This window comes from Streptomyces sp. GB4-14 (genome assembly GCF_022696125.1).
GTDB lineage: Bacteria > Actinomycetota > Actinomycetes > Streptomycetales > Streptomycetaceae > Streptomyces > Streptomyces werraensis.
The window spans coordinates 2,064,424-2,091,195 of sequence record NZ_RZHO01000002.1 but is presented as its reverse complement, the minus strand read 5'-3'; the positions used below and the strand labels follow the sequence as shown (position 1 = coordinate 2,091,195).

Sequence of the window (26,772 nt, the reverse complement as noted above, 5' to 3'; positions counted from 1 at the left end):
ACGAGGGGCGCCGGGCCGCGTCGGCTGCGCGGTGCGGTGATCAGCCGTGCTTGGCGCGGCTCGCGGCGCGGGCGCGCTCGCGGGCGTCCAGGTTCACCTTGCGGATGCGGATGGCCTCCGGGGTGACCTCGACGCACTCGTCGTCGCGGCAGAACTCCAGGGACTGCTCCAGCGACAGCTTGCGCGGCGGGACGATCGACTCGGTCACGTCGGCCGTGGACGACCGCATGTTGGTGAGCTTCTTCTCCTTGGTGATGTTGACGTCCATGTCGTCGGAGCGGGAGTTCTCACCGACGATCATGCCCTCGTACACCTCGGTGCCGGGCTCCACGAAGAGCACGCCGCGCTCCTGCAGGTTGGTCATCGCGAAGGCGGTGACCGCGCCGGCGCGGTCGGCGACCAGCGAGCCGTTGTTGCGGGTGGTCAGCGTGCCGAACCAGGGCTCGTGGCCCTCGTAGATGGAGTGGGCGATGCCGGTGCCGCGGGTCTGGGTGAGGAACTCCGTCCGGAATCCGATCAGACCGCGGGACGGCACCACGAACTCCATGCGCACCCAGCCGGAGCCGTGGTTCGACATGTTGTCCATGCGGCCCTTGCGGACGCCCATGAGCTGCGTGACCGCGCCCATGTGCTCCTCGGGCACGTCGATGGTCATGCGCTCGACGGGCTCGTAGACCTTGCCGTCGACCTCCTTGGTGACCACCTGGGGCTTGCCGACGGTGAGCTCGTAGCCCTCCCGGCGCATGGTCTCGACGAGGATGGCCAGCGCCAGCTCGCCGCGGCCCTGCACCTCCCAGGCGTCGGGGCGGTCGGTCTCCAGGACGCGGAGCGAGACGTTGCCGATCAGCTCCCGGTCCAGACGGTCCTTGACCTGGCGGGCGGTGACCTTGCGGTCCTTGACGGCCGCCTTGTTGTCGGCGCCCTTGCCGGTGCCGCCGCGGCCGACCAGCGGGGAGGTGTTGGTCCCGATGGTCATCGAGATCGCGGGCTCGTCGACCGTGATCAGCGGCAGGGCGACCGGGTTCTCCGGGTCGGCCAGCGTCTCGCCGATCATGATCTCCGGGATGCCGGCCACCGCGCAGATGTCACCCGGGCCGGCCTTCTCGGCGGGCTTGCGGGTGAGCGCCTCGGTCATCATCAGCTCGGAGATGCGGACGTTCTGCACGGAGCCGTCGCGCTTCATCCAGGCGACGGTCTGCCCCTTCTTCAGCTCGCCCTGGTGGACGCGCAGCAACGCGATGCGGCCGAGGAAGTTGTCGGCGTCCAGGTTGGTGACGTGGGCCTGGAGCGGGGCGCCCTCCTCGTAGGTGGGGGCGGGGATGTGCTCGAGGATCGTCGAGAAGAACGGCTCGAGGGAGTCGGAGTCGCCGGGGACCGTGCCGTCGTCGGGCTTGGTCAGCGAGGCGATGCCGTCACGGCCGCAGGCGTAGACGATCGGGAACTCGATCTGCTCCTCGTCCGCGTCCAGGTCGAGGAAGAGGTCGTAGGTCTCGTTGACGACCTCGTCGATCCGGGCGTCGGGACGGTCCGTCTTGTTGATGCACAGGATGATCGGCAGCCGCTGCTGCAGCGCCTTGCGCAGCACGAAGCGGGTCTGCGGCAGCGGGCCCTCGGAGGCGTCCACCAGCAGCACGACGCCGTCGACCATCGACAGACCGCGCTCGACCTCGCCGCCGAAGTCGGCGTGACCGGGGGTGTCGATGATGTTGATCGTGATGGGCTCCCCGCCGTCCTTGGGGTGGTACTTCACCGCCGTGTTCTTGGCGAGGATCGTGATGCCCTTCTCACGCTCCAGGTCGTTCGAGTCCATCATGCGGTCGTCGACCTGGTCGAGCTGGTGGGCGGCGAAGGCGCCGGCCTGCTTGAGCATGCCGTCGACGATGGTGGTCTTGCCGTGGTCGACGTGGGCGACGATGGCGACGTTGCGGATGTCGTGACGCGTTACAGACGGTGCCATGAAAGGCGTACTCCCGGAGGTGGTGAAGGTTGCCCGCCGCAGACGTCTGTGGTGCGAGGGCCCTGCCGGGCTGGACACGCCTCGGCCTTCCTCCATGGTACGGGGCCGCCACCCCGTATGCCCGCGCGTGCCGGGGGGCCGGTGCCCGGGGCGGCCGGCGCCCGGGGCGGGGGACGTCTCCGGGCGGTCGCACGTGCTTCCGGCAAACGCAACATCTCGTTCGCATATCGGTGATCACGCGTGCGGGTTTCGGACATGTAAACCGAAAATGCGCGCCGAATGTCCGAATTGTCGAATTCGGTTGAGATGTGTCAAGCGCGCGCAGGTGTCGATCTCTGCAATATTTCCTCAAAAAAACGACGGTAGGGAGATCCCTATGTCGTACGCCCTTGACGCGCGTTGAGTCTCTTGGCGAAAGTTCCCCCAAACCGCAGTACCTGCCGGTATCTGCGCTGCGCTCAACTCTCCAACCCCCCGGGGGACGAACACGATGACCAGTCCAACTAAGGCTGAGGACTCCGGGTCCGCGGCTGTCTTGGACCCCGAGCTCACGGCGGCCGACGAGGTCGTCAAGGGCGAGAAGCAGCCCGAGGGCCGGTCCCCCGGCCAGTTGATGTGGCAGCGCTTCAAGCGCGACCGTACCGGGGTCGTCTCCGCGTGCGTAGTGATTTTCTTCTTCGTGGTCGCCGCTTGTGCCCCGCTCATCGCGAAGCTGTACGGGAAGAACCCCTACACGCTGTACGCCCAGGAGCCGGAGTACCCGTTCCTCCTGGACGACTTCGCCATGCCGACCGGTTCCTTCGGCGGCATGTCGGGCGACTTCTGGTTCGGCGTGGAGCCGAAGCTGGGCCGTGACGTGTTCACCATGCTGCTCTACGGCATGCGGACCTCGCTGTACATGGCCGTGGTCGTCACCGTGCTGTGTGTGGCGACGGGCGTGATCATCGGCATGGTCAGCGGGTACTTCGGCGGCCGGGTGGACTACTGGCTGGGACGGGTCACGGACTTCTTCCTGGCCTTCCCGAGCCAGCTGTTCTTCATCGCCTTCATGCCCGTCGTGACCGCCATGTTCGTCTCTCCCGCGGATGAGACCCCCACCTATCTGCGGGCCGTGGCGATCATCCTGGTGATGTGGTTCCTCGGCTGGATGGGCCTGGCCCGTCTGGTGCGCAGTTCCGTACTGTCGCTGGCGGAGAGGGAGTTCGTGGAGGCGGCCAAGGTGTCCGGTGCTTCTCCCTGGCGCATCGTGCGCAAGGAGATCCTGCCGAACATCGTCACCCCGATTCTGGTGCAGGCCACCTACATCCTCCCCAGCACGATCCTCACCATCGCCTTCCTCTCGTTCATCGGTGTCGGCTTCGTCGAGCCGACCCCCGACTGGGGCCGGATGTTCGCCGTCGGCGCCGACGTGTACGAGCAGGACCCGATGTTCATGTTCTTCCCGGGCGTGGCGCTGGTGACCTTCGTTCTCGCCTTCAACCTTCTCGGAGACTCCGTCCGGGACGCATTCGACCCCAAGACCGGACGCTGATCGTCCATTGGTGGTGGGGGAGCTGCCGCCCCCGTGCCGGGTGACCGGACCGTCAGGCAGCACTCGTGGACAACTAACGACAGGTAGGTGCATCGGCATCATGAAGCCCATCAGAACGCGCACCACGCGCGCCATCGCCGTGGCCATCGTGGCCGGCTCTCTGGCCCTGACCGGCTGCTCCGGCAACGACAACGGCGGCGGCAAGGGCAAGAGCGACGCGAAGTCCCAGAAGGACGCCGCCGAGCAGCAGGACCCTGTCGCGTACGGTGACGCCGCCGCCTCCACCGGCCCCGCCGAGGAGGTCCCCGGCGCCAAGTCCGGCGGTTTCATCAACGTCTACATGCAGTCGGACCTGTCCCACATGGACCCGGGTCAGATCTACGTCAGCGACGCGGGCCAGTTCGCCAACCTGATCCACCGCGGTCTGACCAACTTCCAGGAGGACGAGAAGGGCAACCTGACGGTCGTCGGTGACATCGCCACCGACTCCGGCAAGTCCTCCGACGGCGGCAAGACCTGGACGTACACGCTCAAGGATGGCATCAAGGACGAGGACGGCAACGTCATCACCTCGGCCGACGTCCGCCACACCATCGAGCGTCTGTACTCGAAGGTCATCTTCGACGGCCCGACCTACGTCCAGTCCTGGCTCTCGGGCAACGACTACCGCAAGGCGCTGCCGGACGGCCCCTACAAGGGCAAGCACCTGCCGGACTCCGTGCTGGAGACCCCGGACGACAAGACGGTCGTCTTCCACTTCGACCAGCCGCGCCCGGACCTCCCGCAGGCCCTGGCCATGGCCGGTTACGCCATCGTGCCCCAGAAGCAGGACACGAAGGAGAAGTACGACGACGCCCCGGCGGCGCTCGGCCCCTACAAGATCGCCGAGTACAAGGCCGGCAAGTCGATGAAGCTGGTCAAGAACGACCAGTGGGACCCGAAGACGGACTCGGTGCGCCACCAGTACGTCGACGGCTACAACTTCACCTCGACGATCGACCAGCCCAGCCAGACCAAGCGTCTGATCGCCGACCAGGGCGAGGCCAAGAACGCCATCCAGTTCACGGACTCGGTCGACCCGGCGCAGCTGTCCACGGTCATCAGCGACCCGGACGCCAAGAAGCGCACCGTCCAGGGCTACCAGCCCTACGTGTGGCAGCTCACCTTCAACCTCGACCGCGTCAAGGACAAGAAGATCCGTGACGCGATCACCTACGCCATCCCGAACCAGTCCATGGTCCAGGCGGACGGTGGCCGCTACGGCGGTGAGGTCGCCGGCGGTCTGCTCGCCCCGACCCTGCCGAACTTCGACCCGACGTACGACCCGTTCGGCAAGCTGAAGAAGCCCAACGGCGACATCGAGAAGGCCAAGGAGCTGCTGAAGGAGGCGGGTGTCAAGGAGGGCACGAAGCTCACCTACGCCTACTCCAACACCCCGCGCGGCCAGGCCCAGCAGGTCATCATCAAGGACGCCCTGGGCAAGATCGGCTTCGACGTCCAGGCCAAGGAGATCGACCGGGCCAGCTTCTACGAGCAGGTCGGCAAGCTGGACAACCCGTACGACATCTACATGACCGGCTGGGGCCAGGACTGGCCGTCGGCGTCCACGGTCATCACCCCCGTGTACGACGGTGAGCTCATCCAGGACGGTGCGTCGAACTACTCGCACATCAACGACAAGCAGGTCAACGCGCTCATCCAGAAGGCCCTGAAGCAGGAGCCGGAGGAGGCCGCCAAGACCTGGGAGCAGGCCCACAAGCGCATCGTGGAGGAGATCAACCCCGCTGCTCCGGTCTACTACTCGAAGCAGATCCAGCTCTACGGATCGAACATCGGTGGCGCCAAGTACAGCACCGAGTCGAGCTACATCGACATCAACGACCTGTACCTGAAGCAGCCGTAACCGTCAGCTCGGCTGACCGCGGGGGTGTGCGCCAGGCGGAGCGCACCCCCGCGGACGGTTTCCCCTCCCTGCCGCCGCGTTTCGAAGAGAGCATTCACCCGCCATGCTTCAGTTCCTCATCCGCAGGCTGATCGGCGCCGTCGTCATCATGTTCCTGATCGGCGCCTTCACGTTCTTCCTGTTCTACACGGTTCCACAGGACTTCGCTGCGCTGTCCTGCGGCAAGAACTGCTCGCCCGAGAACCTCGCCGTGATCCGCGAGAACCTGGGTCTGGACAAGCCCATCACCACCCAGTTCTGGGAGTTCATGTCGGGCATCGTGACCGGCCGTGACTTCCCGCAGGGGCACTGCTCCGCGCCGTGCCTGGGCGTCTCCTTCGACAGCGGCAACTTCGTCTGGGACTCCATCGTCGACCGTTTCCCGCTGACGCTGTCGCTGACCGTCGGCGGTCTGGTGATCTTCCTGACCCTGGGCCTCGGTTCGGGTCTGCTCGCCGCCTGGAAGCGCGGCACCGTGGTCGACAAGATCGTCTCCGGCGCCTCGATCGTGCTGAGCTCGTTCCAGATCTACCTGCTCGGACCGATCGTCCTCGGCATCCTGGTCTACAGCTCCGGCATCATGGAGAACCCCAAGTACCACCCGTTCACCGAGAACCCGGGTGCCTGGGCCCTCGGACTGCTCATCCCCTGGGTCGTGATGGCCACCATCTTCACCGCCCAGTACACGCGTATGTCGCGCTCGACCATGATCGAGCAGCTGCAGGAGGAGCACGTCCGCACCGCGCGCGCCAAGGGCATGTCGCAGCGGTACGTCTTCTTCCGCTACGCCTGGCGCGGCTCCCTCATCCCGATCGTCACCATCCTCGGCATCGACCTCAGCGCCCTGCTCGCGGGCGCGGTCGTCACGGAGTTCACCTTCGACCTGCCCGGCCTCGGCCGGCTCGCGGTCGACTCCTCGCTGACCAAGGACCTGCCGCTGACGATGGGCATCATGCTGTTCGGGGCGTTCTTCATCCTGATCCTGAACATCATCGTCGACCTCGCGTACGCATACATCGACCCGCGCGTGCGGCTCAGCTAGGAGAAACACCGTGACCACACTGACCAAGACCGAAGGCGACAAGGCCCCGACCGGGCCTGGCTCCTTCCTCTCGGTCCGCGACCTGCGGGTGCGGTTCTCCACCGAGGACGGCATCGTCAAGGCGGTCGACGGACTGTCCTTCGACGTCGAGCGCGGCAAGACCCTCGGCATCGTGGGCGAATCGGGCTCCGGCAAGTCCGTGACCAACCTGACCGTCCTCGGTCTGCACAACCCCAAGAGCACCACCGTCGAGGGCGAGATCCTCCTCGAGGGGCAGGACCTGGTCACCGCCTCCGAGAAGGAGATGGAGAAGCTCCGCGGCAACAAGGTCGCGATGATCTTCCAGGACCCGCTGACGGCGCTCTCGCCGTACTACACGGTGGGCCGGCAGATCGCCGAGCCGTTCATGAAGCACACCGGTGCCTCCAAGAAGGAGGCCCGGGAGCGGGCGATCGAGATGCTGACCAAGGTCGGCATCCCGCAGCCCAGGACCCGTGTGGACGACTACCCGCACCAGTTCTCCGGCGGTATGCGCCAGCGCGCCATGATCGCCATGGCGCTGGTCTGCGACCCCGACCTGCTGATCGCCGACGAGCCGACCACGGCCCTGGACGTGACGGTCCAGGCGCAGATCCTCGACCTGCTCAAGGACCTCCAGCAGGAGTTCGGGTCCGCGATCATCTTCATCACCCACGACCTCGGCGTCATCTCCGACATGGCCGACGACCTGCTGGTGATGTACTCGGGCCGGGCCGTGGAGCGCGGCAGCGTCCGCGAAGTGCTGCGCGCGCCCAGGCACCCCTACACCTGGGGCCTGCTCAGCTCGATGCCGCGCCTCGGCGGCGACACCTCGCAGGCGCTCAACCCGATCCCCGGATCGCCGCCCAGCCTGCTGAACCCGCCCTCCGGCTGCCCCTTCCACCCGCGCTGTGCCTTCACGGACAAGGTGTCGGGCAACCGCTGCAGCACCGAGCGCCCGGCGCTCGGCGAGGGCCGTGCCGCTGCCTGCCACCTGACGGCGGAGCAGAAGCAGACCATATTCATCGACACGATCCAGCCCCGGCTGCGCTAGGGAGATCCGAGACATGAGCGACAACCTCACCCTCCCCGCACAGCAGGGCTCCACCGGCGCGTCGACCGAGGCGCTGCTGAAGGTGGAGGGCCTGACCAAGCACTTCCCGATCTACGGCGGCTTCCCGATCAAGCGGAAGGTCGGTGCCGTGCAGGCCGTCGACAACGTCGACCTGACCGTCGGCGTCGGCGAGAGCGTCGGCCTGGTGGGTGAGTCGGGCTGCGGCAAGTCGACCACGGGCCGGCTCATCACCCGGCTCCTGGAGCCCACGGGCGGGAAGATCGAGTACGCGGGCCAGGACATCACGCACGCCAAGCGCAAGCAGCTCGCGCCGGTACGGTCCGAGATCCAGATGATCTTCCAGGACCCGTACTCCTCGCTGAACCCGCGCCAGACCGTCGGCACGATCATCAAGTCGCCGATGGAGGTCAACGGGATCAACCCCGCGGGCGGCCGGGAGAAGCGGGTCCGCGAGCTGCTCGAGCTCGTCGGCCTGAACCCGGAGCACTACAACCGCTTCCCGCACGAGTTCTCCGGCGGCCAGCGCCAGCGCATCGGCGTCGCCCGCGCGCTCGCGCTCAACCCGAAGCTGATCGTGGCGGACGAGCCGGTCTCCGCGCTCGACGTGTCGATCCAGGCGCAGGTCGTCAACCTGCTGCAGAAGGTCCAGGAAGAGATGGGCATCGCCTTCCTCTTCATCGCGCACGACCTCGCCGTCGTGCGGCACTTCTCGCAGCGCGTGGCCGTCATGTACCTGGGCAAGGTGGTCGAGGTCGGCGACCGCGACTCCATCTACAACCGCCCGCGGCACCCCTACACCCACGCCCTGCTCTCGGCCGTGCCCGAGGTGGCGATGGACGACGAGACGGAGAACCGCGAGCGCATCCGCCTCGCCGGTGACGTCCCCTCGCCGATCTCGCCGCCGTCCGGCTGCCGGTTCCGCACGCGGTGCTGGAAGGCGCAGGACAAGTGCGCCACCGAGGAGCCGCCGCTGGTGCAGCTCGGGGGCAACACGGCGGGCCACCTGACGGCCTGCCACTTCCCGGAGGAGCCCAGCATCGAGGCGCGCTCCGAGGACGTCGTGATGGACCCGGCCCTGAAGGCGCTGGAGAAGGACGGGGACGTCTCCAAGAACTGACCCCCTTCGCCCCGAAGGACGCACGGCCCCGAGGACCGGGGGCGGGAGGAGACCTCCCGCCCCCGGTCCTTGTCCGTGGCCGCCGCCGTGCGCCCGTCCGGCGGATCGTGCGACCCGTACGGCCCCGGCGGGCGTGCGCGCCGGGATCCCCGCTTCCAGGCTGACCCGGTAAGGGACCCGGGCACGAGGAGGCACCCGATGCGCACCACCACGCACGCCAGATGGGCCGTCTGCGCGATGGCGCTCGTCCTCGCCACGGCGGGGTGCGGCGGCGGGGGAGACAGCGGCGACTCCGAAGCCGTGCTGAGCGCCTCCTGGGGCGACCCGCAGAACCCGCTGGAGCCGGCGAACACCAACGAGGTGCAGGGCGGCAAGGTCCTCGACATGATCTTCCGGGGCCTGAAGCGCTACGACCCGGAGACCGGCGAGGCCCAGGACATGCTCGCCGAGAAGATCGAGACGTCGGACTCGCAGAACTTCACCGTCACCGTCAAGGACGGCTGGACCTTCAGCAACGGCGAGAAGGTCACCGCCCAGTCCTTCGTGGACGCCTGGAACTACGGCGCGAGCCTGCGCAACAACCAGCGCAACGCCTACTTCTTCGGCTACATCGAGGGCTACGACCAGGTGCACCCCGAGGAGGGCGAGCAGACCGCGGACACCCTGTCCGGGCTGAAGGTCACCGGCGAGCGCACCTTCACCGTCAAGCTCACCCAGAAGTTCTCCACCTTCCCCGACACCCTCGGCTACAACGCCTTCGCCCCGCTGCCCCGGGCGTTCTTCGACGACCACGACGCCTGGGTGAAGAAGCCGGTCGGCAACGGTCCCTACCTCGTCGAGTCGTACACCCGGGGCTCGCAGATGTCGCTGCGCAGGTGGGACGACTACCCCGGAGACGACAAGGCGGAGAACGGCGGTGTCGACCTGAAGGTCTACACCGACAACAACACCGCCTACACCGACCTGCTGGCCGGCAACCTCGACCTGGTCGACGACGTGCCCGCCGCGCAGCTGAAGAACGTGAAGAACGACCTGGGCGACCGGTACCTCAACACCCCCGCCGGCATCATCCAGACCCTCGCCTTCCCGTTCTACGACCCGGCGTGGAACACCGAGGACGCGAAGAAGGTCCGCCAGGGCCTGTCCATGGCGATCGACCGCAAGCAGATCACCGACACGATCTTCCAGAAGACCCGCACCCCCGCCACCGACTGGACCTCTCCCGTGCTCGGTGAGGACGGCGGCTTCCAGGACGGACTGTGCGGCGACCTCTGCGAGTTCAAGCCCGACGAGGCGAAGAAGCTGATCGAGGAGGGCGGCGGACTGCCCGGCGGCAAGGTGACGATCACCTTCAACGCCGACACCGGCTCCCACCGCGAGTGGGTCAACGCCGTCTGCAACTCCATCAACAACGCCCTCGACAACGAGCGGGCGTGCACCGCCAACCCGGTCGGCACGTTCGCGGACTTCCGCAACCAGATCACCGACCGGAAGATGACCGGGCCGTTCCGGGCCGGCTGGCAGATGGACTACCCGCTCATCCAGAACTTCCTCCAGCCGCTGTACTACACCAACGCCTCGTCCAACGACGGCAAGTGGTCGAACAAGCAGTTCGACGACCTGGTGAACCGCGCCAACCAGGAGACCGACACCGCCAAGGCCGTCGGCCTGTTCCAGCAGGCCGAGGAGGTCGTCCGCGACAACATGGCGGCGATCCCGCTCTGGTACCAGAACGGCAGCGCCGGCTGGTCGGAGCGGCTCTCCGACGTCAAGCTGAACCCCTTCAGCGTCCCTGTGTACGAACAGATCAAGGTGAGCTGATCCGCCATGGGGCGCTACGTCGTCCGGCGGCTGCTCCAGATGATCCCGGTCTTCATCGGGGCCACGCTGCTGATCTTCCTCATGGTCAACGTGATGGGCGACCCCATCGCGGGCCTGTGCGGGGAGCGGCAGTGCGACCCGGCGACGGCCGCCCGTCTCGAGCAGGAGTTCGGCCTCGACAAGCCGGTCTGGCAGCAATACGTGACGTACATGGGGAACGTCTTCACCGGTGACTTCGGCACGGCCTTCAACGGCCAGGAGGTCACCGAGCTGATGGCGACGGCGTTCCCCGTCACGGTCCGGCTCACCCTGATCGCGATCCTCTTCGAGATCGTCATCGGCGTCACCCTCGGCGTGGTCACCGGACTGCGCCGGGGACGGCCGGTGGACACCGGGGTGCTGCTGCTGACCCTCGTGGTGATCTCCGTGCCCACCTTCGTCACCGGTCTGCTGCTCCAGCTGCTGCTCGGGGTGAAGTGGGGCTGGATCCGGCCGTCGGTGTCCTCCGAGGCGCCCTTCGACGAGCTGATCCTGCCCGGCCTGGTGCTGGCGTCGGTGTCCCTCGCCTACGTCACCCGGCTGACCCGCACCTCCATCGCGGAGAACCGCCGCTCCGACTACGTCCGCACCGCGATCGCCAAGGGCCTGCCCCGGCGCCGGGTGGTCGTCCGGCACCTGCTGCGCAACTCCCTGATCCCCGTGGTCACCTTCATCGGCGCCGACATCGGCTTCCTGATGGGCGGGGCGATCGTCACCGAACGGATCTTCAACATCCACGGCGTCGGCTACCAGCTCTACCAGGGCATCCTGCGGCAGAACACGCAGACGGTGGTCGGCTTCGTCACCGTGCTGGTGCTGGTCTTCCTCGTCGCCAACCTCGTCGTCGACCTCCTGTACGCCGTACTCGACCCGAGGATCCGCTATGTCTGACCGTCACGAGGAACCAGAGGCCGCCATCGCCGGCACCAGCATGGGCGGCGCCATGGACCTGGGCGTCGACGAGGCCGAGAGCCTGGAGAAGAGGCCGGGACCGGACGGCGCGGAACCGGAGGAGCGGCCGCGCTCGCTGTGGTCGGACGCCTGGCGGGACCTGCGCCGCAACCCCGTGTTCATCGTCTCCGCGCTGGTCATCCTGTTCCTGGTCTTCATCTCCCTGTGGCCGTCGGCGATCACCTCCGGCTCCCCCCTGAAGTGCGACCTGTCCAAGGCGCAGGAGGGCTCCCGGCCCGGCCACCCCTTCGGCTTCGACGGGCAGGGCTGCGACGTCTACACCCGCACCGTCTACGGGGCCCGCACCTCCGTCGCGGTCGGCGTCCTCGCCACCCTCGGGGTCGCCGTCCTCGGCAGCGTGCTGGGCGCGCTCGCCGGGTTCTTCGGCGGGATCTCCGACTCGGTCCTGTCGCGGATCACCGACGTCTTCTTCGCCATCCCCGTCGTCCTCGGCGGTCTGGTGCTGCTGTCCGTCATCACCAGCAACACCGTCTGGCCCGTCATCGGCTTCATCGTGCTGCTCGGCTGGCCGCAGATCTCCCGCATCGCCCGCGGCGCCGTGATCACCGCCAAACAGAACGACTACGTGCAGGCCGCGCGGGCGCTCGGCGCCTCCAACTCCCGGCTGCTGCTGCGGCACATCGCGCCCAACGCGGTCGCCCCGGTCATCGTCGTCGCGACCATCGCGCTGGGCACCTACATCGCGCTGGAGGCGACCCTGTCGTACCTCGGGGTCGGGCTGAAGCCGCCCAGCGTCTCCTGGGGCATCGACATCTCCGCGGCCTCGCCGTACATCCGCAACGCCCCGCACGCGCTGCTGTGGCCCTCCGGGGCGCTGGCGATCACGGTCCTGGCGTTCATCATGCTCGGCGACGCGGTGCGCGACGCCCTCGACCCGAAGCTGAGGTGAGCCGCGGTGCTGCTCGAAGTCCGCGACCTGCACGTGGAGTTCCGGACCCGGGACGGGGTGGCCAAGGCGGTCAACGGGGTCACCTACGGCGTGGACGAGGGGGAGACCCTGGCCGTGCTGGGCGAGTCCGGCTCCGGCAAGTCGGTGACGGCCCAGGCGATCATGGGCATCCTCGACACCCCGCCCGGCCGGATCACCGGCGGGGAGGTCGTCTTCCAGGGCCGGGACCTGCTGAGGCTCAAGGAGGAGGAGCGCCGCAGGATCCGGGGCGCCGAGATGGCGATGATCTTCCAGGACGCGCTGTCCGCGCTGAACCCGGTGCTCACCGTCGGCGACCAGCTCGCCGAGATGTTCACCGTCCACCGGGGCATGTCCCGCAAGGACGCGCGGGCCAAGGCGGTCGAGCTGATGGACCGGGTGCGCATCCCGGCCGCGCGGGAGCGGGTGCGGCAGTACCCGCACCAGTTCTCCGGCGGTATGCGCCAGCGCATCATGATCGCGATGGCGATCGCCCTGGAACCGGCGCTGATCATCGCCGACGAGCCGACCACCGCCCTCGACGTCACCGTCCAGGCCCAGGTGATGGAGCTGCTCGCGGAGCTCCAGCGGGAGTACCGGATGGGGCTCATCCTCATCACGCACGACCTGGGCGTGGTCGCCGACGTCGCCGACCGCATCGCGGTGATGTACGCGGGCCGGATCGTGGAGTCGGCGCCGGTGCACGACATCTACAAGGCCCCGGCGCACCCGTACACCCGGGGCCTGCTGGACTCCATCCCGCGCCTGGACCACAAGGGCCGGGAGCTGTACGCCATCAAGGGCCTGCCGCCGAACCTCACCCGCATCCCGCCGGGCTGCCCCTTCCACCCGCGCTGCCCGCTGGCCCGGGACGTGTGCACGACCGACGACCCGCCGCTGTACGAGGTCTCCGGCACGCGCGGGAGCGCCTGCCACTTCTGGAGGGAGTGCCTGGATGGCTGAGCCGATCCTTGAGGTCAGCGGCCTGGTCAAGCACTATCCGCTGACCCGGGGCATCGTCTTCCGCAAGCACGTCGGGGCCGTGAAGGCGGTCGACGGCGTGGACTTCCGCCTGGACGCGGGCGAGACGCTGGGCATCGTGGGGGAGTCCGGCTGCGGCAAGTCGACGGTCGCGAAGATGCTGGTCAACCTGGAGCGGCCGACGGCCGGTTCGATCCGCTACAAGGGCGAGGACATCACCCGGCTGTCCGGCAAGGCGCTCAAGGCGGTGCGCCGCAACATCCAGATGGTCTTCCAGGACCCCTACACCTCGCTCAACCCCCGTATGACGGTGGGCGACATCATCGGGGAGCCGTACGACATCCACCCCGAGGTGGCACCCAAGGGGGACCGGCGGCGCCGGGTGCAGGAGCTGCTGGACGTCGTGGGCCTCAACCCGGAGTACATCAACCGCTATCCGCACCAGTTCTCCGGCGGCCAGCGGCAGCGCATCGGCATCGCGCGGGGGCTGGCGCTGCGCCCCGAGGTGATCGTCGCCGACGAGCCGGTGTCCGCGCTGGACGTGTCGGTGCAGGCCCAGGTCATCAATCTGATGGACCGGCTGCAGAGCGAGTTCCACCTGTCGTACGTGTTCATCGCGCACGACCTGTCGATCGTCCGGCACATCTCCGACCGGGTCGGGGTGATGTACCTGGGCCGGATCGTGGAGACCGGCACGGACACCGAGATCTACGACCACCCCACGCACCCCTACACACAGGCGCTGCTGTCCGCGGTGCCCGTGCCCGACCCGCGGGCGCGGGAGCACCGGGAGCGGATCGTGCTCACCGGGGACGTGCCGTCGCCGACGAACATCCCCTCCGGCTGCCGCTTCCGCACCCGCTGCTGGAAGGCGCGGGAGCGGTGCGCGGTGGAGGTGCCGGCGCTTGCGGTGCCGCCCTGGTTCGCGGAGTCCGGGGGCCCGGCGGCGCACGACTCGGCGTGCCACTTCGCGGAGGAGAAGCACGTGGTGCCGGCGGAGGACGGGCCGGCGTGAGGGCGCTCCGCCCCCGAACGGGGCACGGGCCGGGGTGACATGGCGCACCCCGGCCCGTTCACGGCACCCGCACGGCCGTACGCTGACCAGCCTGCCCTGTCCGTATATCGGTACCGCTTCGGGTGAGTTGCCCCGGTGTTAACGCGGGGCGGAGGCGTCCGGGAGGGACAGGGCGCGCTTGAGGAAGCCGAGCTGGAGACGGAGCAGGTTCTCGGCGACCTCCTCCTGGGGCGTCATGTGCGTGACACCGGACAGCGGCAGCACCTCGTGCGGGCGGCCGGCCGCGAGCAGGGCGGAGGACAGCCGCAGGGAGTGGGCGACCACCACGTTGTCGTCGGCGAGGCCGTGGATGATCATCATCGGCCGGTGCCGGCCGGCCGCGTCGACCAGACCCGCGTCGTCGATCAGGGAGTTGCGGCGGTAGACCTCCGGCTGCTCGTCCGGGTGCCCGAGGTAGCGCTCCTGGTAGTGGGTGTCGTACAGGCGCAGGTCGGTGACCGGGGCGCCGACCACGGCCGCGTGGAAGACGTCGGGGCGGCGCAGGACGGCGAGGGCGGCCAGGTAGCCGCCGAAGGACCAGCCGCGGATCGCGACCCGGTCCAGGTCCAGCGGGAAGTCCCCGGCGAGCGCCTGGAGCGCGTCGACCTGGTCCTGGAGGACGACGGCCGCGATGTCGTCCTTGACGGACTTCTCCCAGGCGGGGGAGTGTCCCGGGGTGCCCCGTCCGTCGGCGACGACGACCGCGAACCCCTGGTCGGCGAACCACTGCGAGGTCAGGTGCGGGTTGTGGGCGGCCGTGACCCGCTGGCCGTGCGGACCGCCGTAGGGGTCCATGAGCACCGGCAGAGGGGTGTCACCGGCGTAGTCCCGAGGCATAAGCACGGCGCACGGGATGCGGCGTGCGCCCCCCTGTGTCAGCGTCACGCGGGGGGACAAACCAGGGTCTTCGGCGTACGAGGGGACAGTCGCCGTCTGTTTCCCGTCACGGAGCACCCGCACCCGCGAACCTGGCCGGTCCAGGGTCGCCGAGACCAGCACCGTGACCCCTCCGGAGCGCACCGCGGTGTGCACCCCGGGCTCCTCCGAGACGCGCTCCACGCCCAGTTCGTTCACCCGGTAGACATGGACCTCGCCAATTTCCGGAGCGGCCGCCTCCGCGCCCGCCGACGCCGAGACCAGCACGTCGTCGTCCGAGACGTCGAGCACCGCGCGGATGTGCAACTGGGGTCCGGTGAGCGGTCGTTCACCCACGGCGAGACGCCGGGCGCCCCCTTCGTCGGCGATCCGCACCAGCTGTCCCGAGGGGCTCCAGCAGGGCACACCGGGGAAAAGTTCCAGCCATTCCGGATCTTCGTCGGCGTGCACCATCCGGGTCGTCCCGGTGTCCGGGTCGACGGCCAGGATCAGCTGCGCCCGCTGGTCGCGCGCCTGTACGAGCAGCAGCGGGGCACCCGCCGCTGACCAGTGCACTCGCGCCAGATACGGGTAGCGCGCCCGGTCCCAGGAGACCTCCGTCCGCGTGCCTTCGAGGTCCACGACGAACAGCCGTACGTCCGCGTTCGGGGTGCCGGCCGCCGGGTAGCGGACGCGGTGCGGCGCACGGTCCGGGTGGGCCGGGTCGGAGATCCACCACTCCCGCACCGGCGTGTCGTCCACCCGCGCCACCAGCAGCCGGTCCGACTCCGGGGACCACCAGAAGCCGCGCGAACGGCTCATCTCCTCGGCCGCGACGAACTCGGCCAGACCGTAGGTCACCTCCTCCGATTCGGGGGTGGTGAGCGCGCGGTCGTCCGCCCCCTCCGCCGAGACCACCCGCAGCGCGCCCCGGGCGACGTACGCGACGTGGCGTCCGTCGGGCGACGGACGGGGGTCGATCACCGGCCCCGGAGTGGGCAGTTCGCGTGCCGTGCCGGCCCGCAGCTCGGCCGTGAAAAGCCGCCCTGACAAGGCGAAAGCCGCCAGCTCCACCGCCGCGTCGGTGGCGTAGCCGACGATGCCGGCCCCTCCCTCGCGACTGCGTTCGCGCCGCGCGCGCTCCTCGGCGGAGAGCTGCTCGGACGCGCCGCCCAGGAGGGCGCGCGGGTCGGCGGCCACACGCTCCCCGCCCCCGTCCGTGTCGAGCACCCACAGGGCGTTGGCCCGGTCCGTGCCGGAGCCTGAGCGGAGGAACACGACACGTGAGCCGTCGGGCGCCACGCTGAAGGAACGCGGCGCGCCGAGGGTGAAGCGGAGGGTGCGGGCGTGCCGCCGGGGGAAGGAGTCCGTCTCGGTCGTCATGCCCTGACCATATTGGCCATGCGCCCCCTTGTGCGGCTGTGCGCCGATCGATGCGCACGTACGGATAGTTATGATCGTTAGCGCATAGTGGGTATGAACCTGCTGCCTGCTGTGTGGACGTACTGCCCCCATATTCCTGACCCCCCCGCGCCCCTGGGATCCTTGGAGGTGAGCCGCCGTGGCACTCTCGATTTCGGCGGTGGTGCTGCTGGCGATCATCGTCTTCCTGCTGATCAAGAAGTCGGGACTGAAGGCAGGGCACGCGATCGTGTGCATGCTGCTCGGCTTCTACCTGGCCTCGTCGACGATCGCGCCCACGATCAACGAAGTCACCACCAACATCGCGGGGATGATCGGCAGCCTCAACTTCTGAGCGCGGCCGTCGCCGGCCTCTCGCGTGTTACCCGTCGGTAAGCAATGATGGGCGGGCCAGCATCCACGCGCGCAGGGCGGAGCCGACGGTGACGACATCCGAGGAACAGAGCCAGGGACGCATGCAGGCGCGGACCAGGGTCCACGTCTTCCGTGACGACGCCCTGGGCGACCTGGACGCGGTGGGCCTCGCCGCGGCGATCCGGCGGGGCGAGGTGAGCGCCGCCGAGGTCGCACGGGACGCGGCGGCCCGGGTCCGGGACGCCGACGCCCGGCTGGACGCCGTCCAGGTGCACCTCGACGTCCCGGCCCACCACGCCTCCGACGGCGGCGTGTTCGCCGGGGTGCCGACTCTCGTGAAGGACAACACCGACTTCGCGGGTCTGCCCACCGGCCACGGCAGCGCCGCGTTCGTGCCGCGCCCGGCCCGGCGGCACGCCGCGTTCACCCGCCAGCTGCTGAGCACGGGCGTCACGGTGCTCGGCAAGACCCGGCTGCCCGAGTTCGGCTTCAGCCCCACCACGGAGTACGAGGAGGGCCCGCCGGTCAGCAACCCGTGGAACACCGGTCATTCGGCGGGCGGTTCGTCCGGTGGCGCCGCTGCCCTGGTCGCCGCGGGCGCCGTGCCGGTCGCGCACGCCAACGACGGCGGCGGCTCGATCCGCATCCCGGCCGCCGCTTGCGGTCTCGTCGGCCTCAAGCCGACCCGCGGCCGGACGGTGCCGAACGCGCAGGGCCGCCAACTGCCCATCGACATCGTGGTCGACGGCGTCGTGAGCCGCACGGTGCGCGACAGCGCGGCGTTCCTCGCGGCGGCGGAGCTGCACCACCGCAACCCGAAGCTGCCCGCCCTCGGACTCGTCGAGGGCCCCGCGGACCGCCGGCTGCGGATCGGGCTCCTCGTCGACTCCCCGAACGGCGCCCGCACCGACGACGCCACCCGCGCGGCCGTCACCGACACCGCCCGGCGGCTGGAGGGGCTGGGCCACACGGTGACCCCGGTGGAGCTGGCCATCGACCCGCGCTTCACCGAGGACTTCCTCACCTACTGGGGCCTGCTGTCGTTCCTCATCGGCGCCACGGGACGCACCATGGGCGCGGAGTTCGACCGCCACCGCATGGACGGCCTGAGCCGCGGCCTGCGCGCCACCTACGTCGCCAACTGGCGCCGTACGCCGGGTGTGGTGCGGCGGCTGAAGCGGACGCGGGAGGCGTACGCGGCGGCCTTCCGGGGCCTGGACGTCATCCTGTCCCCGGTCCTGGCCCACACCACCCCGCCGCTGGGCCACCTCAGCCCGTCCGTCCCGTACGCCACGCTGATCGAACGCATCCTCGCCTACGTGGCGTTCACCCCGGTCAACAACGTCGTCGGCACCCCGTCGATCTCCCTCCCGGCGGCGTCCACGACGGCGGACGGCCTGCCGGTCGGCGTGATGTTCTCGGGCCGCCCGGGCGCCGAACGCACCCTGCTGGAGCTGGCGTTCGAGCTGGAGGCGGAGCAGGGGTTCCCGAGCATCACGGACGCCTGACTTCCTGGTCACAGCAGGAGCAGGACCGCCGCGCCCCACAGGACCGTCAGGGCGACCAGGGGAGGGCCGACGGGCATGCCCTGCTGGCCCGAGGTGGCCTCGGCATCCGGGCGGAGGTCCGGTCGGTGCAGAAGGGCCCGCACCTCGTCGGCGACGCGCTCCGCGCCCGGCTCGCGGCCCGTGCGGCGCTCCAGCCACGCCCAGCCGGTGGGGGAGAGATCCACCGAGGAGTCCTTGGCCCGGCCGACGCGGATGCCGTCCTCGTGGTGCCGCACGGACGTGATCACGTCCCACGGCACCCGCCGCACGCGCCACGCCCCGGTCACCCACAGCCCGTCACGGTCGGCGGTGATCCGCCAGGTGAGTGCCGTCGCCACGGACGTCAGCAGCCACGGCAGGGCCGGCACCAGCCACAGCCAGCTCCACGACGGCCCGTCGTCGAGCGCGGCCCAGACGCCACCGCCCTGCACCAGCAGCAGACCGAGACCGATCGCACGCGAGAAGCCGTGCGCCCGCCACACCCGCGGGCCCGCCGTGGGGGTCATGCGGGCGGCGATCTCGTCGGCCGACCGGCGCGGGGACGTGCGCTCACGGCGCTGCGGTCCGCGCCCCCGCCACTCCGGCAGGGTCGGTTTCACCGCGGTGACACTGCATTCCACGGCCACCTCGGGGTCGTCCTCGTCCTCGCGCGCGGCGAAGGCGACTTCGGCGCCGGCGTAGGGAGCGCCGTACAGGACGGCCTCCCGCAGCGGAGGAGTGGGACCGCCGCCCCGGAGGATCTCCGCGATCTTGCGCAGGTCGGGGTCGTCGCCCGATGCGGGGTCGCCCCCGTCGAACTCCTCCCGGTCGAACTCCTCCTCGTCGAAGTCCTCCTCGTCGTCCTCGAAGGCGTACAGCGAGTGGAAGCACAGGACGGGCCGTCTGCCTTCCGTGTCGTCGGCCGCGAACACGTAGGTGCGGCCGTCCTCCTCGCCCTCGCGCACCAGCACGTGCAGCACGGGCAGCGGCTCGCGCCGCAGCCGTCGCGCGGCCAGGTGCCCGGTGATGCCGTTCGCGAGGAAGGCCAGCCCCACCACCGAGCCGCCCAGCACCAGCAGTTCCCAGCCGAAGGCGTCGTACGGCTCCGCGACCAGCACCGCTCCGTCGCCGTCCGCGACGAGATCGACGCGGGTGCCCGCCGGGAAGTCCTCGGGGAAGGCCGTCTCGACGCGGCGGGTACGCCCCTCGGCCGTCACGGTGAGGACGCCCTCGCCCTCGTCCACGGCCGTGACCTCACCGGAGAGGTGCGCGGCCTTCGCAGCCCGCTGCTCGTACGCGTCGGCGACCCCGAGGGCCTGCCACACGCCGAACCCGGCGACGGCGAGGAAGACCGCCGCCAGCACGAAGGACAGCCGGCCTCGGCGGAACGTCCGCGCGGCCTCGGGGAGCGGCTGGGCGGCCGACCCGGCGGCCTCCAGCGCCAGCGCCCGCTGCCGCCCGGCGACGGCCAGCCGGTGCACGAGCCCGGCCACGGCGAACCCGGCCGCGAGCAGGTACGCGAGCGCGGAGGGCCGGGCGAACGCGGAGACGCCGTCCTCGGCGGCGAGCGCGACCACGGTGACGGCCAGCCCACCGATTGCGAGCCGCGGCTGCCGCCACACCCAGTACAGGGACAGCACCAGAACGACGGCCACCGCGAGCCCCGGCCAGTCGCTCCCGCACGGCTCGGCGGACGTACAGGCGGGCACGGGTGCCGCCGTCACCTCCCAGGCGACGGAGACCGCCAACGCGAGGAAGGCGAACAGCGGATGCGCCCAACGGGCGGGCACGGCGTCGAGCCAGCGGCGGACGTCGGCGGTCCGCCACTCGGGGGTCCCGGGAGGTATGTGCTCCGCGGGCAACGGCACGGGTCGTCTGGACACCCGCGCATTATGACCGGACCTGGGGGTCTGTCCGTCTTCAGCCCTTACGCGCGTACGGCACGAAGCCGGCCCATGCGGCCGGGGTGAAGGTGAGGCGGGGGCCGTCGGTGGTCTTGGAGTCGCGGACGTGAACGGTGGTGGGGTCCGTGGCGATCTCGACGCAGGAGTCGCCCTCGCTGCCGCTGCTGTAGCTGCTCTTGAACCACACGAGGTCGCAGGGCGTGCTTCGGATCATGTCTCCCCCAGCAGATCTTCGACGAAGGCGATGGACTCGCGCGGTGTCAGTGCCTGAGCGCGGATGATGCCGTAACGCAGCTCAAGGATACGGAGCTGCCGCAGGTCCGACACCGCTCGGCCGCCCGCCACGGCCGGTGAGCGTCCGACCGCCGTACCGTCCGCGAACTTCAACACTTCGATACCGCCGTCCACTCCGGCGTGCTCCTGCCGGTCCGTCGGCATCACCTGAAGCTCGACGGTGGGCAACCCTGCGACTGCCAGCAGGTGTTCCAGTTGTGCGCGCAGCACCTCCCTGCCGCCCAAAGGACGCCGAAGCGTCCACTCCTCCAGGATGAAGCCGAGCTCCGGCGCGGGATCGCGGTCGAAGATCGTGCGGCGGGCCACGCGCGCCGAGACGAACCGCTCCACCTCCTCGGTCGAGTAGGCCGGTCGGCGCATGGACAGCAGGGCTCGCGCGTACTCAGGCGTCTGGAGGAGCCCGTGGATGTGGAGCGGGTCGTAGAGCTGAAGCTCCACCGCCCACGCCTCCATCTGCGCAAGGTCCCGCACCTTCTTCGGGTACCGGACCTTCCTCACGTCCTCCTTCATCGCCGCGACGAGGCCGCCCGCCCTCAGGATCTCGTCCGCGGTGTCCAGATACTCGGGGCGGGGGATCCGCTTGCCGCTCTCGATCTTGTAGACGAGGTCCTCGCCGTACCCGGCCGCCACCGCGAACTCGGGCACGCGCATGCCCACGGCCTCCCGCCGGAGCTTCAACTGGCGTCCCACGGTGGCCACCACGGCCAGTGCCCAGTCGTCGTCCGGGTCCACCTCCCAGCCCGGTTCGTCCGCCCGGCCCGTACCGGGACCGACCCGTACCGCCTCACCGTTCACCGACATGTGCGTGCCCCTCCGTGGTGCCGTTCCGTGATCGCGGCCTCCGCGTGTCGGGTCCGGCCGACAGCCCGGACACGGCCGGACAAGCAGTGGACGGTCACTCTACGCAGCGCTGCGATCACTCATCACGGTACGGCCGTTCGGCCACGCTGAGTCACGTGAACCAGAAATTCGCCCTCACGGGGACCACGCGTCCCGATGCCCAAGTGCGCCACATCAGCGTGCTGTTGTCGTCGACGGCGCGGGGCGCGCGCCTCGCCCGGCTGCTCGCGGTGGACGCGCTGCGGAGCTGGGAGGTCCCGTACGAGACGGCCGGCCAGGTCGTCGCCGAGCTGGCCGCCAACGCCGCCACCCACGGGCGCGTGCCCGGCCGCAGCTTCCGGCTGACGCTGTACGTGGTCGGCGCCACGCTCCGCATCGAGGTCACCGACACGCGCGGTGACCGTCGGCCGGTGCTGCGCGAGCCCGACGACATCGCGGAGTCGGGCCGTGGGCTGTTCCTGGTGGACGCGCTCGCCGACCGCTGGGGCGTCGCCGAGGGGCGCCACCCCCGCAAGACGGTCTGGGCGGAGATCGACTTCGCTCCGGCACCGGAACGCGGAACTTCGCGCTTCGGTGACGACGGCGACTGAAGACCAACAAGAACCGGGGCCCCCGCCGGGACGGCAATCCCAGTGCGAGGGCCTGACCACCGAGGAAGAACGGACCTTCCCGATGGGTATCCAGAACCCTAGCGCGCCCCCCCCGCGCCCACGTCCGCGTTGCGGGCAACAAGCATCCGAACCGGGCCCACCGCACCGGCGGGCTCCAGCACATCCACGCGACCCCCGACGGTCCCCGCTACGCCACCCGCAAGGACTTCGTCTACGGCGAGGACGTCACCATCGGCGAATGGACCATCCCCACGGACGCCCTGCCGCGCTACCGCGACGAGGAGAGCGGTCAGGACTCGGTGAGCGGTTGACCCGCCTCCGCCGGACAGGTCCGCAGGACGGGCCCCGCGCCACATAGGCTGGAGCCCATGACGGAACTGCCCGAGCGGCGTCTGATGCTGGTGCACGCGCACCCGGACGACGAGTCGATCAACAACGGCGCGACCATGGCGCGCTACGCGGCCGAGGGCGCCCATGTGACGCTGGTCACCTGCACCCTGGGTGAGCGTGGCGAGGTCATCCCGCCCGAGCTGCGGCACCTGAGCGGCCCCGCCCTCGGCGGGCACCGGCTGGGCGAGCTGCGTGAGGCCATGACGGCGCTCGGCGTCACGGACTTCCGGCTGCTCGGCGGGGCCGGGCGGTACAGCGACTCCGGGATGATGGGGCTGCCCGACAACGACGACCCCGGCTGCTTCTGGCAGGCCGACGTCGACCAGGCCGCCGAGCTGCTCGCCGAGGTCGTCCTCGACGTACGGCCGCAGGTGCTGGTCACGTACGACGACAACGGCGGCTACGGGCACCCCGACCACATCCAGACGCACCGCGTCGCGACGCGCGCGGTCGAGCTGGCCGCCGGGCGCGGCTGGGACGTGCCCAAGGTCTACTGGAACCGCATCCCCCGCTCCGTGGCCGAGGAAGCGTTCGCCCGGCTGGAGCGCGACCTGCACGCCCTCCCCTTCGACAAGTCGGCCTCGGTCCAGGACGTCCCCGGCGTGGTCGACGACGGGCGGATCACCACCGCCGTCGACGGCACCGCGTACGCCGGCGCGAAGGCCGCCGCGATGCGCGCCCACGCCACCCAGATCACCGTCGCCGACCAGCCCTACTTCGTGCTGTCGAACGAGCTCGCGCAGCCGCTGTTCACCACCGAGTACTACGAGCTGGTGCGCGGCGAGCGCCCCGCGGGCCGTGAGGACGACCTCTTCGCGGGCGTCGCCACGGGAGCGGCGTCGTGAGCGGCGACCGCGCGCCCCTGATGGCGCAGCCCCTGCGCCCCCCGTCCCCGGGGCGCGCCGCCGCCCTGCTCGGACTGCTGGTGCTCGGCGCCCTGGTCGGCGTCGCCGGGGCGCTGGTCCAGCCGGCGTGGTTCCCCGGCGGGCTGCTGCTCGCCCTGGCCGGCGAGGCCGGCACGGTGCTCGGGGCGGCGCGGCTGACCCGGAGCCGCTCCGGCGGGATCGCCGTGGCCGCCGGCTGGATGATCACCGTCGTCCTGCTCACGGTCAGCCGTCCGGAAGGCGACTTCCTGTTCGCCGCGGGCAGCGGCTCCTACCTCTTCCTCCTCGGTGGCATCGCCGTTGCTGTGATCTGTGCCACCTTCGGACCCGGGAAGCAACCGGACGGGGGCCCCGCCCGACTTCGCAAGTGACGTACCACTTCGCCGTGCCAGGGGCGTGATGGTCCGGTGTGGGTTTCCCCGGCGGTACTGGGATACGGGCCGGATATGGCCAGTAAGGTGGTGCGCGCCGCCGAGCCTCCCTCGAACCCTCGGCCTCGCCCGAGCTGGGAGGACCCCCACCGTGAGGTCGTGACGGGCGGCGGAGCCAACCGGGAGAACCTGCCTTGAGTCGTGAAACTGACACTCCGTCCTCCGGGCCCAACGGGCGCGGCGGAGCCGCCTACCCGTCGGGCACCCCGCCCTACGGGATCCCGGCGATTCCGGACGAGGGCACGGACGCGGGCCGTTCGGCCGCGCGGCCGGAGGAACGCAAGACCGAGACCACGCTGACGACCCGGATCCGGATCAACATCCCCGGGTCGCGCCCGATTCCGCCGGTCGTCGTGCGCAAGCCCGTCACGGACGCGGAGAGCAAGAAGGCTGCCGCCGACACCGAGCCGGCCGCCGGGCCCGCTCCCGTCGCTCCCGCCGCCGACCCCGTCGAGCCGCCCGCGCGGCCCGAGCCGGCCGACAGGCCCGCCGCCGAGGAGAAGCCCGCGAGCGACTGGTTCGCGCCGCGCAAGTCCCCGGCCGGCAAGCCCGGTCAGACCGGCGGTGCGGCCAAAGGCGCGCCCGTGCCCGGCACTTCCGGCGCGCCCTCCGGCGCGCCGGAGGGCGCCGCTCCCAAGGCCCCGGGTGCCGCGCCCAAGACTCCGGGCGGCCCGTCCGCCCCGAACGGCGCCGGACGTCCCGGCGGCGTGGCCGGCTCCATGGGCGCGCCTGGCGGACCCCGCCACGGCGGCCCGAAGGCGCCCGGACCCACCGGCGCCACCGGTGCGACCGGCGGACCCGTGGCTCCCGGTCACGGCGGCGGCACCGGCTCCTTCGACGTGACCGAGGCGCTGGCCGGCGCTCCCGGCGGCAACCGCGCCGACCGAGGCGGCGAACCCCGCCGCGACGACCTGCCGTACGTCGCCGACGACGCCCAGGGCGGCCCCCGGCGCGGTCCCGGAGCCCCCGGCGCCCGCCCCGGCGAGGGCGTGCCCGGCCCCGGGCGTCCCGGCGGCCCGACGGCGCCCGCCGGGCCCACCGGCGGCCCGGTCACCGGCGACGGCCCGATGACCGCGCCGGGCGGCGGCACGCCCTTCACGGAGGAGCGCACCGGCTCGCACGCGATTCCCGGCGGCGGACTGAGCGACGACACCGCGATCCTCACCCCGCAGAAGCCCGCCGCGCCCGGTACCCCCGGCTACCCGCGCCACGACAACGTCTCCGGGCACACCGTGACCAGCGGCATCCCGGTGATCCCGCCGAGCGCCTCCTTCGACGCGCCCGGCACGGGTCCGAACGCCCCGGGGCCGCACACCCCGCCCAGGCTGCCCGAGCCGGTCGCCCCGCCCCCGGCCAGCTCCGCCAAGGCGCCGAAGAAGAAGGGCCGCAACAAGCTGGTCCTCCTGGCCACCGGCGTCGTCCTCGTCGCCGGCGTCGCCTACGGAGCGGGCCTGCTGATGAACCGTTCCGACGTGCCCAAGGGCACCACGGTGCTCGGCATCGAGATCGGCGGCGGCACCCGCGACGAGGCCGTGAAGAAGCTCGACGGCGCGCTCGACGGCCGGCTCGACAAGCCGCTGAAGCTGTCCGTCGACGGCAAGACCTTCGCACTCCAGCCGGACAACGCCGGCCTTCAGGTCGACATCGACGCCACCGTCGGCAAGGCCGCCACCAGCGACTACAACCCGGTCAACGTGATCGGCTCGCTGTTCGGCCAGTCGCGCGTCGTCGAGCCGGAGATCCCGGTCGACCACGAGAAGCTCCAGGCCGCCCTGGAGAGCGCCGCCGGAGGCGCCGGCACGGTCAAGGAGGGCTCGATCAAGTTCGAGTCCGGCAAGGCCGTCCCGGTGTACCCGCAGGCGGGCAAGGGCGTCGACGTCGCCAAGGCGGCCGACGTGGTCGCCGCCGCGTACCGCACGCAGGTGGAGACCGGCGCCGCCGCCGCGGTGGACGTCCCGACGACGACCCAGCAGCCGAAGGTCACCAAGGCCGAGGTCGACCGGATGATGAAGGAGTTCGCCGAGCCCGCGATGTCGGACCGGGTCACCGTGCAGACCGACCCGGCGCACTCGGTGCCGATGAGCCCCGAGAAGTCGCTGTGGAAGTTCCTGCGCGTCGAGGCGGTCAACGGCAAGCTCGTCGAGAAGCCCGACCTGAAGGCCCTGGAGGACCTGTACGGCCAGGCCTTCGACGGAGTGCTCATCACCCGGGGCAACGGCGAGAAGACCCCCGTCACCCCGCAGGACGTCTACGGCGCCCTGCGCCAGGCGCTGGTCAGCAAGGGCGACCGTACGGCCGTCATCGAGACGAACGCGAGCTGACGCACGACGGAAGCGGCGCCGCACGGGACAGTGCGGCGCCGCTTCCGTTCGCGCGGGCTGCCGGCCGCCCGTCCCCGGCCGCCACGATGGCCGCATGACGACGACGGACACGGTCGTGTTCGACCGGGTGACCAGGAGATACGGCGACGCGCGGGCCGTGGCCGACGTGACCCTCACGCTGCGGCCCGGTGAGACCGCGGCGCTCCTCGGCCCGAACGCTCGACCCTCCGCACCGGAGCCGCGGACCCGCGCCGGACGCCCCGTGCGGGCGGTCGAAGGGGCCTCGGTCCGCCGGGCGGGCACCGCACGACGGCGGGCGCGGCCGGGCGAGCGCCGAGACGGCGACGCGTGTCCGCGTCACCACGGACGGGGACGCCCGCGCGGGACGGCGGGCCGGGCGCGCCCGGTCGGCGGTGCCCGGCAGGCGACGGGTGCCGTCGAGTCGGGTGACGTGGCCCCCTGGGCCTCGCACGCCGTCGGCTCC

Annotated in this window: 21 protein-coding genes and 1 pseudogene; 17 read left to right on the top strand and 5 right to left on the bottom strand. The window is 70.7% G+C overall.

Annotation, left to right across the window (positions count from 1 at the left end):
* Nucleotides 1-40: 40 nt before the first annotated feature.
* The gene (gene typA, locus ELQ39_RS10560; protein WP_242591727.1) at nucleotides 41-1,957 is read right to left on the bottom strand and encodes a translational GTPase TypA; all 1,917 of its coding nucleotides are present in this window, start codon (nucleotides 1,955-1,957) and stop codon (nucleotides 41-43) included.
* A 490-nt stretch (nucleotides 1,958-2,447) separates the two neighbouring features.
* Here typA and ELQ39_RS10555 point away from each other — a divergent pair, with 490 nt between their 5' ends.
* The 10 genes from ELQ39_RS10555 to ELQ39_RS10510 all read left to right on the top strand — a co-directional run bounded on the left by ELQ39_RS10555 (nucleotide 2,448) and on the right by ELQ39_RS10510 (nucleotide 14,417).
* A complete protein-coding gene (locus tag ELQ39_RS10555; RefSeq protein ID WP_242591726.1) occupies nucleotides 2,448-3,488 on the top strand; it encodes an ABC transporter permease in 1,041 nt (346 codons plus the stop codon).
* A gap of 100 nt (nucleotides 3,489-3,588) precedes the next feature.
* Entirely contained in the window at nucleotides 3,589-5,391 is a 1,803-nt protein-coding gene (locus ELQ39_RS10550) for an ABC transporter substrate-binding protein (RefSeq protein ID WP_190002446.1), read from the top strand.
* Nucleotides 5,392-5,494: 103 nt separating this feature from the next.
* A complete protein-coding gene (locus tag ELQ39_RS10545) occupies nucleotides 5,495-6,472 on the top strand; it encodes an ABC transporter permease (protein WP_190002447.1) in 978 nt (325 codons plus the stop codon).
* A 10-nt stretch (nucleotides 6,473-6,482) separates the two neighbouring features.
* A complete protein-coding gene (locus tag ELQ39_RS10540; protein ID WP_190002448.1) occupies nucleotides 6,483-7,544 on the top strand; it encodes an ABC transporter ATP-binding protein in 1,062 nt (353 codons plus the stop codon).
* A 13-nt stretch (nucleotides 7,545-7,557) separates the two neighbouring features.
* Nucleotides 7,558-8,682, top strand: a complete 1,125-nt coding sequence (locus ELQ39_RS10535) for an ABC transporter ATP-binding protein (RefSeq protein ID WP_242591725.1) — start codon at nucleotides 7,558-7,560, stop codon at nucleotides 8,680-8,682.
* A 198-nt stretch (nucleotides 8,683-8,880) separates the two neighbouring features.
* Nucleotides 8,881-10,503, top strand: coding sequence for a peptide ABC transporter substrate-binding protein (locus ELQ39_RS10530; RefSeq protein ID WP_242591724.1), 1,623 nt, complete (start codon nucleotides 8,881-8,883; stop codon nucleotides 10,501-10,503).
* Between the two features lie 6 nt (nucleotides 10,504-10,509).
* Nucleotides 10,510-11,433 (top strand): ABC transporter permease, encoded by a 924-nt coding sequence (locus ELQ39_RS10525; protein ID WP_190002451.1) that lies wholly within the window; start codon nucleotides 10,510-10,512, stop codon nucleotides 11,431-11,433.
* Nucleotides 11,426-12,403, top strand: coding sequence for an ABC transporter permease (locus ELQ39_RS10520; RefSeq protein WP_242591723.1), 978 nt, complete (start codon nucleotides 11,426-11,428; stop codon nucleotides 12,401-12,403). The genes ELQ39_RS10525 and ELQ39_RS10520 overlap by 8 nt, the downstream gene beginning before the upstream one ends.
* A 6-nt stretch (nucleotides 12,404-12,409) precedes the next feature.
* Nucleotides 12,410-13,384, top strand: a complete 975-nt coding sequence (locus ELQ39_RS10515) for an ABC transporter ATP-binding protein (RefSeq protein ID WP_225643383.1) — start codon at nucleotides 12,410-12,412, stop codon at nucleotides 13,382-13,384.
* On the top strand, nucleotides 13,377-14,417 hold the full coding sequence (locus tag ELQ39_RS10510; protein WP_242591722.1) for an ABC transporter ATP-binding protein: 1,041 nt from the start codon (nucleotides 13,377-13,379) through the stop codon (nucleotides 14,415-14,417). Before ELQ39_RS10515 ends, ELQ39_RS10510 begins: the two co-directional genes overlap by 8 nt.
* Nucleotides 14,418-14,555: 138 nt before the next feature.
* On the opposite strand, the gene ELQ39_RS10505 is transcribed toward ELQ39_RS10510, so the two are convergent.
* Nucleotides 14,556-16,694 (bottom strand): S9 family peptidase, encoded by a 2,139-nt coding sequence (locus ELQ39_RS10505; protein WP_242591721.1) that lies wholly within the window; start codon nucleotides 16,692-16,694, stop codon nucleotides 14,556-14,558.
* 178 nt (nucleotides 16,695-16,872) lie between these two features.
* Between ELQ39_RS10505 and ELQ39_RS10500 the strand changes: the two genes are divergently transcribed.
* Nucleotides 16,873-17,067, top strand: a complete 195-nt coding sequence (locus tag ELQ39_RS10500) for a hypothetical protein (RefSeq protein ID WP_024886769.1) — start codon at nucleotides 16,873-16,875, stop codon at nucleotides 17,065-17,067.
* Between the two features lie 88 nt (nucleotides 17,068-17,155).
* Nucleotides 17,156-18,595, top strand: coding sequence for an amidase (locus ELQ39_RS10495; RefSeq protein WP_443334334.1), 1,440 nt, complete (start codon nucleotides 17,156-17,158; stop codon nucleotides 18,593-18,595).
* Nucleotides 18,596-18,603: 8 nt separating this feature from the next.
* Here ELQ39_RS10495 and ELQ39_RS10490 read toward each other — a convergent pair whose 3' ends face one another.
* The 3 genes from ELQ39_RS10490 to ELQ39_RS10480 are packed head-to-tail and all read right to left on the bottom strand — an operon-like array spanning nucleotide 18,604 to nucleotide 21,612.
* A complete protein-coding gene (locus ELQ39_RS10490) occupies nucleotides 18,604-20,496 on the bottom strand; it encodes a hypothetical protein (RefSeq protein ID WP_242591720.1) in 1,893 nt (630 codons plus the stop codon).
* Nucleotides 20,497-20,533: 37 nt separating this feature from the next.
* The gene (locus ELQ39_RS10485) at nucleotides 20,534-20,731 is read right to left on the bottom strand and encodes a DUF397 domain-containing protein (protein ID WP_242591719.1); all 198 of its coding nucleotides are present in this window, start codon (nucleotides 20,729-20,731) and stop codon (nucleotides 20,534-20,536) included.
* A complete protein-coding gene (locus ELQ39_RS10480; protein WP_242591718.1) occupies nucleotides 20,728-21,612 on the bottom strand; it encodes a helix-turn-helix domain-containing protein in 885 nt (294 codons plus the stop codon). The genes ELQ39_RS10485 and ELQ39_RS10480 overlap by 4 nt, the downstream gene beginning before the upstream one ends.
* Nucleotides 21,613-21,767: 155 nt before the next feature.
* Here ELQ39_RS10480 and ELQ39_RS10475 point away from each other — a divergent pair, with 155 nt between their 5' ends.
* The 5 genes and pseudogenes from ELQ39_RS10475 (at nucleotide 21,768) to ELQ39_RS10455 (ending at nucleotide 26,288) form a co-directional block, all read left to right on the top strand.
* The gene (locus tag ELQ39_RS10475; RefSeq protein WP_242591717.1) at nucleotides 21,768-22,241 is read left to right on the top strand and encodes an ATP-binding protein; all 474 of its coding nucleotides are present in this window, start codon (nucleotides 21,768-21,770) and stop codon (nucleotides 22,239-22,241) included.
* 173 nt (nucleotides 22,242-22,414) lie between these two features.
* Nucleotides 22,415-22,573 (top strand): annotated as a pseudogene (locus tag ELQ39_RS10470) (Uma2 family endonuclease); the annotation flags it as partial.
* A 57-nt stretch (nucleotides 22,574-22,630) separates the two neighbouring features.
* On the top strand, nucleotides 22,631-23,497 hold the full coding sequence (gene mshB, locus ELQ39_RS10465) for an N-acetyl-1-D-myo-inositol-2-amino-2-deoxy-alpha-D-glucopyranoside deacetylase (protein WP_242591716.1): 867 nt from the start codon (nucleotides 22,631-22,633) through the stop codon (nucleotides 23,495-23,497).
* 20 nt (nucleotides 23,498-23,517) lie between these two features.
* Nucleotides 23,518-23,907: a DUF6113 family protein gene (locus ELQ39_RS10460; protein ID WP_242595577.1), complete on the top strand. Its 390-nt coding sequence runs from the start codon at nucleotides 23,518-23,520 to the stop codon at nucleotides 23,905-23,907.
* 194 nt (nucleotides 23,908-24,101) lie between these two features.
* The gene (locus tag ELQ39_RS10455; protein ID WP_242591715.1) at nucleotides 24,102-26,288 is read left to right on the top strand and encodes a hypothetical protein; all 2,187 of its coding nucleotides are present in this window, start codon (nucleotides 24,102-24,104) and stop codon (nucleotides 26,286-26,288) included.
* The last annotated feature ends 484 nt before the right edge of the window (nucleotides 26,289-26,772 follow it).

Excerpts from the sequence above, each read along its gene's own strand:
- typA (WP_242591727.1), bottom strand. The coding sequence starts at position 1,957 with ATGGCACCGTCTGTAACGCGTCACGACATCCGCAACGTCGCCATCGTC.
- ELQ39_RS10555 (WP_242591726.1), top strand. The coding sequence starts at position 2,448 with ATGACCAGTCCAACTAAGGCTGAGGACTCCGGGTCCGCGGCTGTCTTG.
- ELQ39_RS10550 (WP_190002446.1), top strand. The coding sequence starts at position 3,589 with ATGAAGCCCATCAGAACGCGCACCACGCGCGCCATCGCCGTGGCCATC.
- ELQ39_RS10545 (WP_190002447.1), top strand. The coding sequence starts at position 5,495 with ATGCTTCAGTTCCTCATCCGCAGGCTGATCGGCGCCGTCGTCATCATG.
- ELQ39_RS10535 (WP_242591725.1), top strand. The coding sequence starts at position 7,558 with ATGAGCGACAACCTCACCCTCCCCGCACAGCAGGGCTCCACCGGCGCG.
- ELQ39_RS10530 (WP_242591724.1), top strand. The coding sequence starts at position 8,881 with ATGCGCACCACCACGCACGCCAGATGGGCCGTCTGCGCGATGGCGCTC.
- ELQ39_RS10525 (WP_190002451.1), top strand. The coding sequence starts at position 10,510 with ATGGGGCGCTACGTCGTCCGGCGGCTGCTCCAGATGATCCCGGTCTTC.
- ELQ39_RS10520 (WP_242591723.1), top strand. The coding sequence starts at position 11,426 with ATGTCTGACCGTCACGAGGAACCAGAGGCCGCCATCGCCGGCACCAGC.
- ELQ39_RS10510 (WP_242591722.1), top strand. The coding sequence starts at position 13,377 with ATGGCTGAGCCGATCCTTGAGGTCAGCGGCCTGGTCAAGCACTATCCG.
- ELQ39_RS10505 (WP_242591721.1), bottom strand. The coding sequence starts at position 16,694 with ATGACGACCGAGACGGACTCCTTCCCCCGGCGGCACGCCCGCACCCTC.
- ELQ39_RS10485 (WP_242591719.1), bottom strand. The coding sequence starts at position 20,731 with ATGATCCGAAGCACGCCCTGCGACCTCGTGTGGTTCAAGAGCAGCTAC.
- ELQ39_RS10480 (WP_242591718.1), bottom strand. The coding sequence starts at position 21,612 with ATGTCGGTGAACGGTGAGGCGGTACGGGTCGGTCCCGGTACGGGCCGG.
- mshB (WP_242591716.1), top strand. The coding sequence starts at position 22,631 with ATGACGGAACTGCCCGAGCGGCGTCTGATGCTGGTGCACGCGCACCCG.
- ELQ39_RS10460 (WP_242595577.1), top strand. The coding sequence starts at position 23,518 with ATGGCGCAGCCCCTGCGCCCCCCGTCCCCGGGGCGCGCCGCCGCCCTG.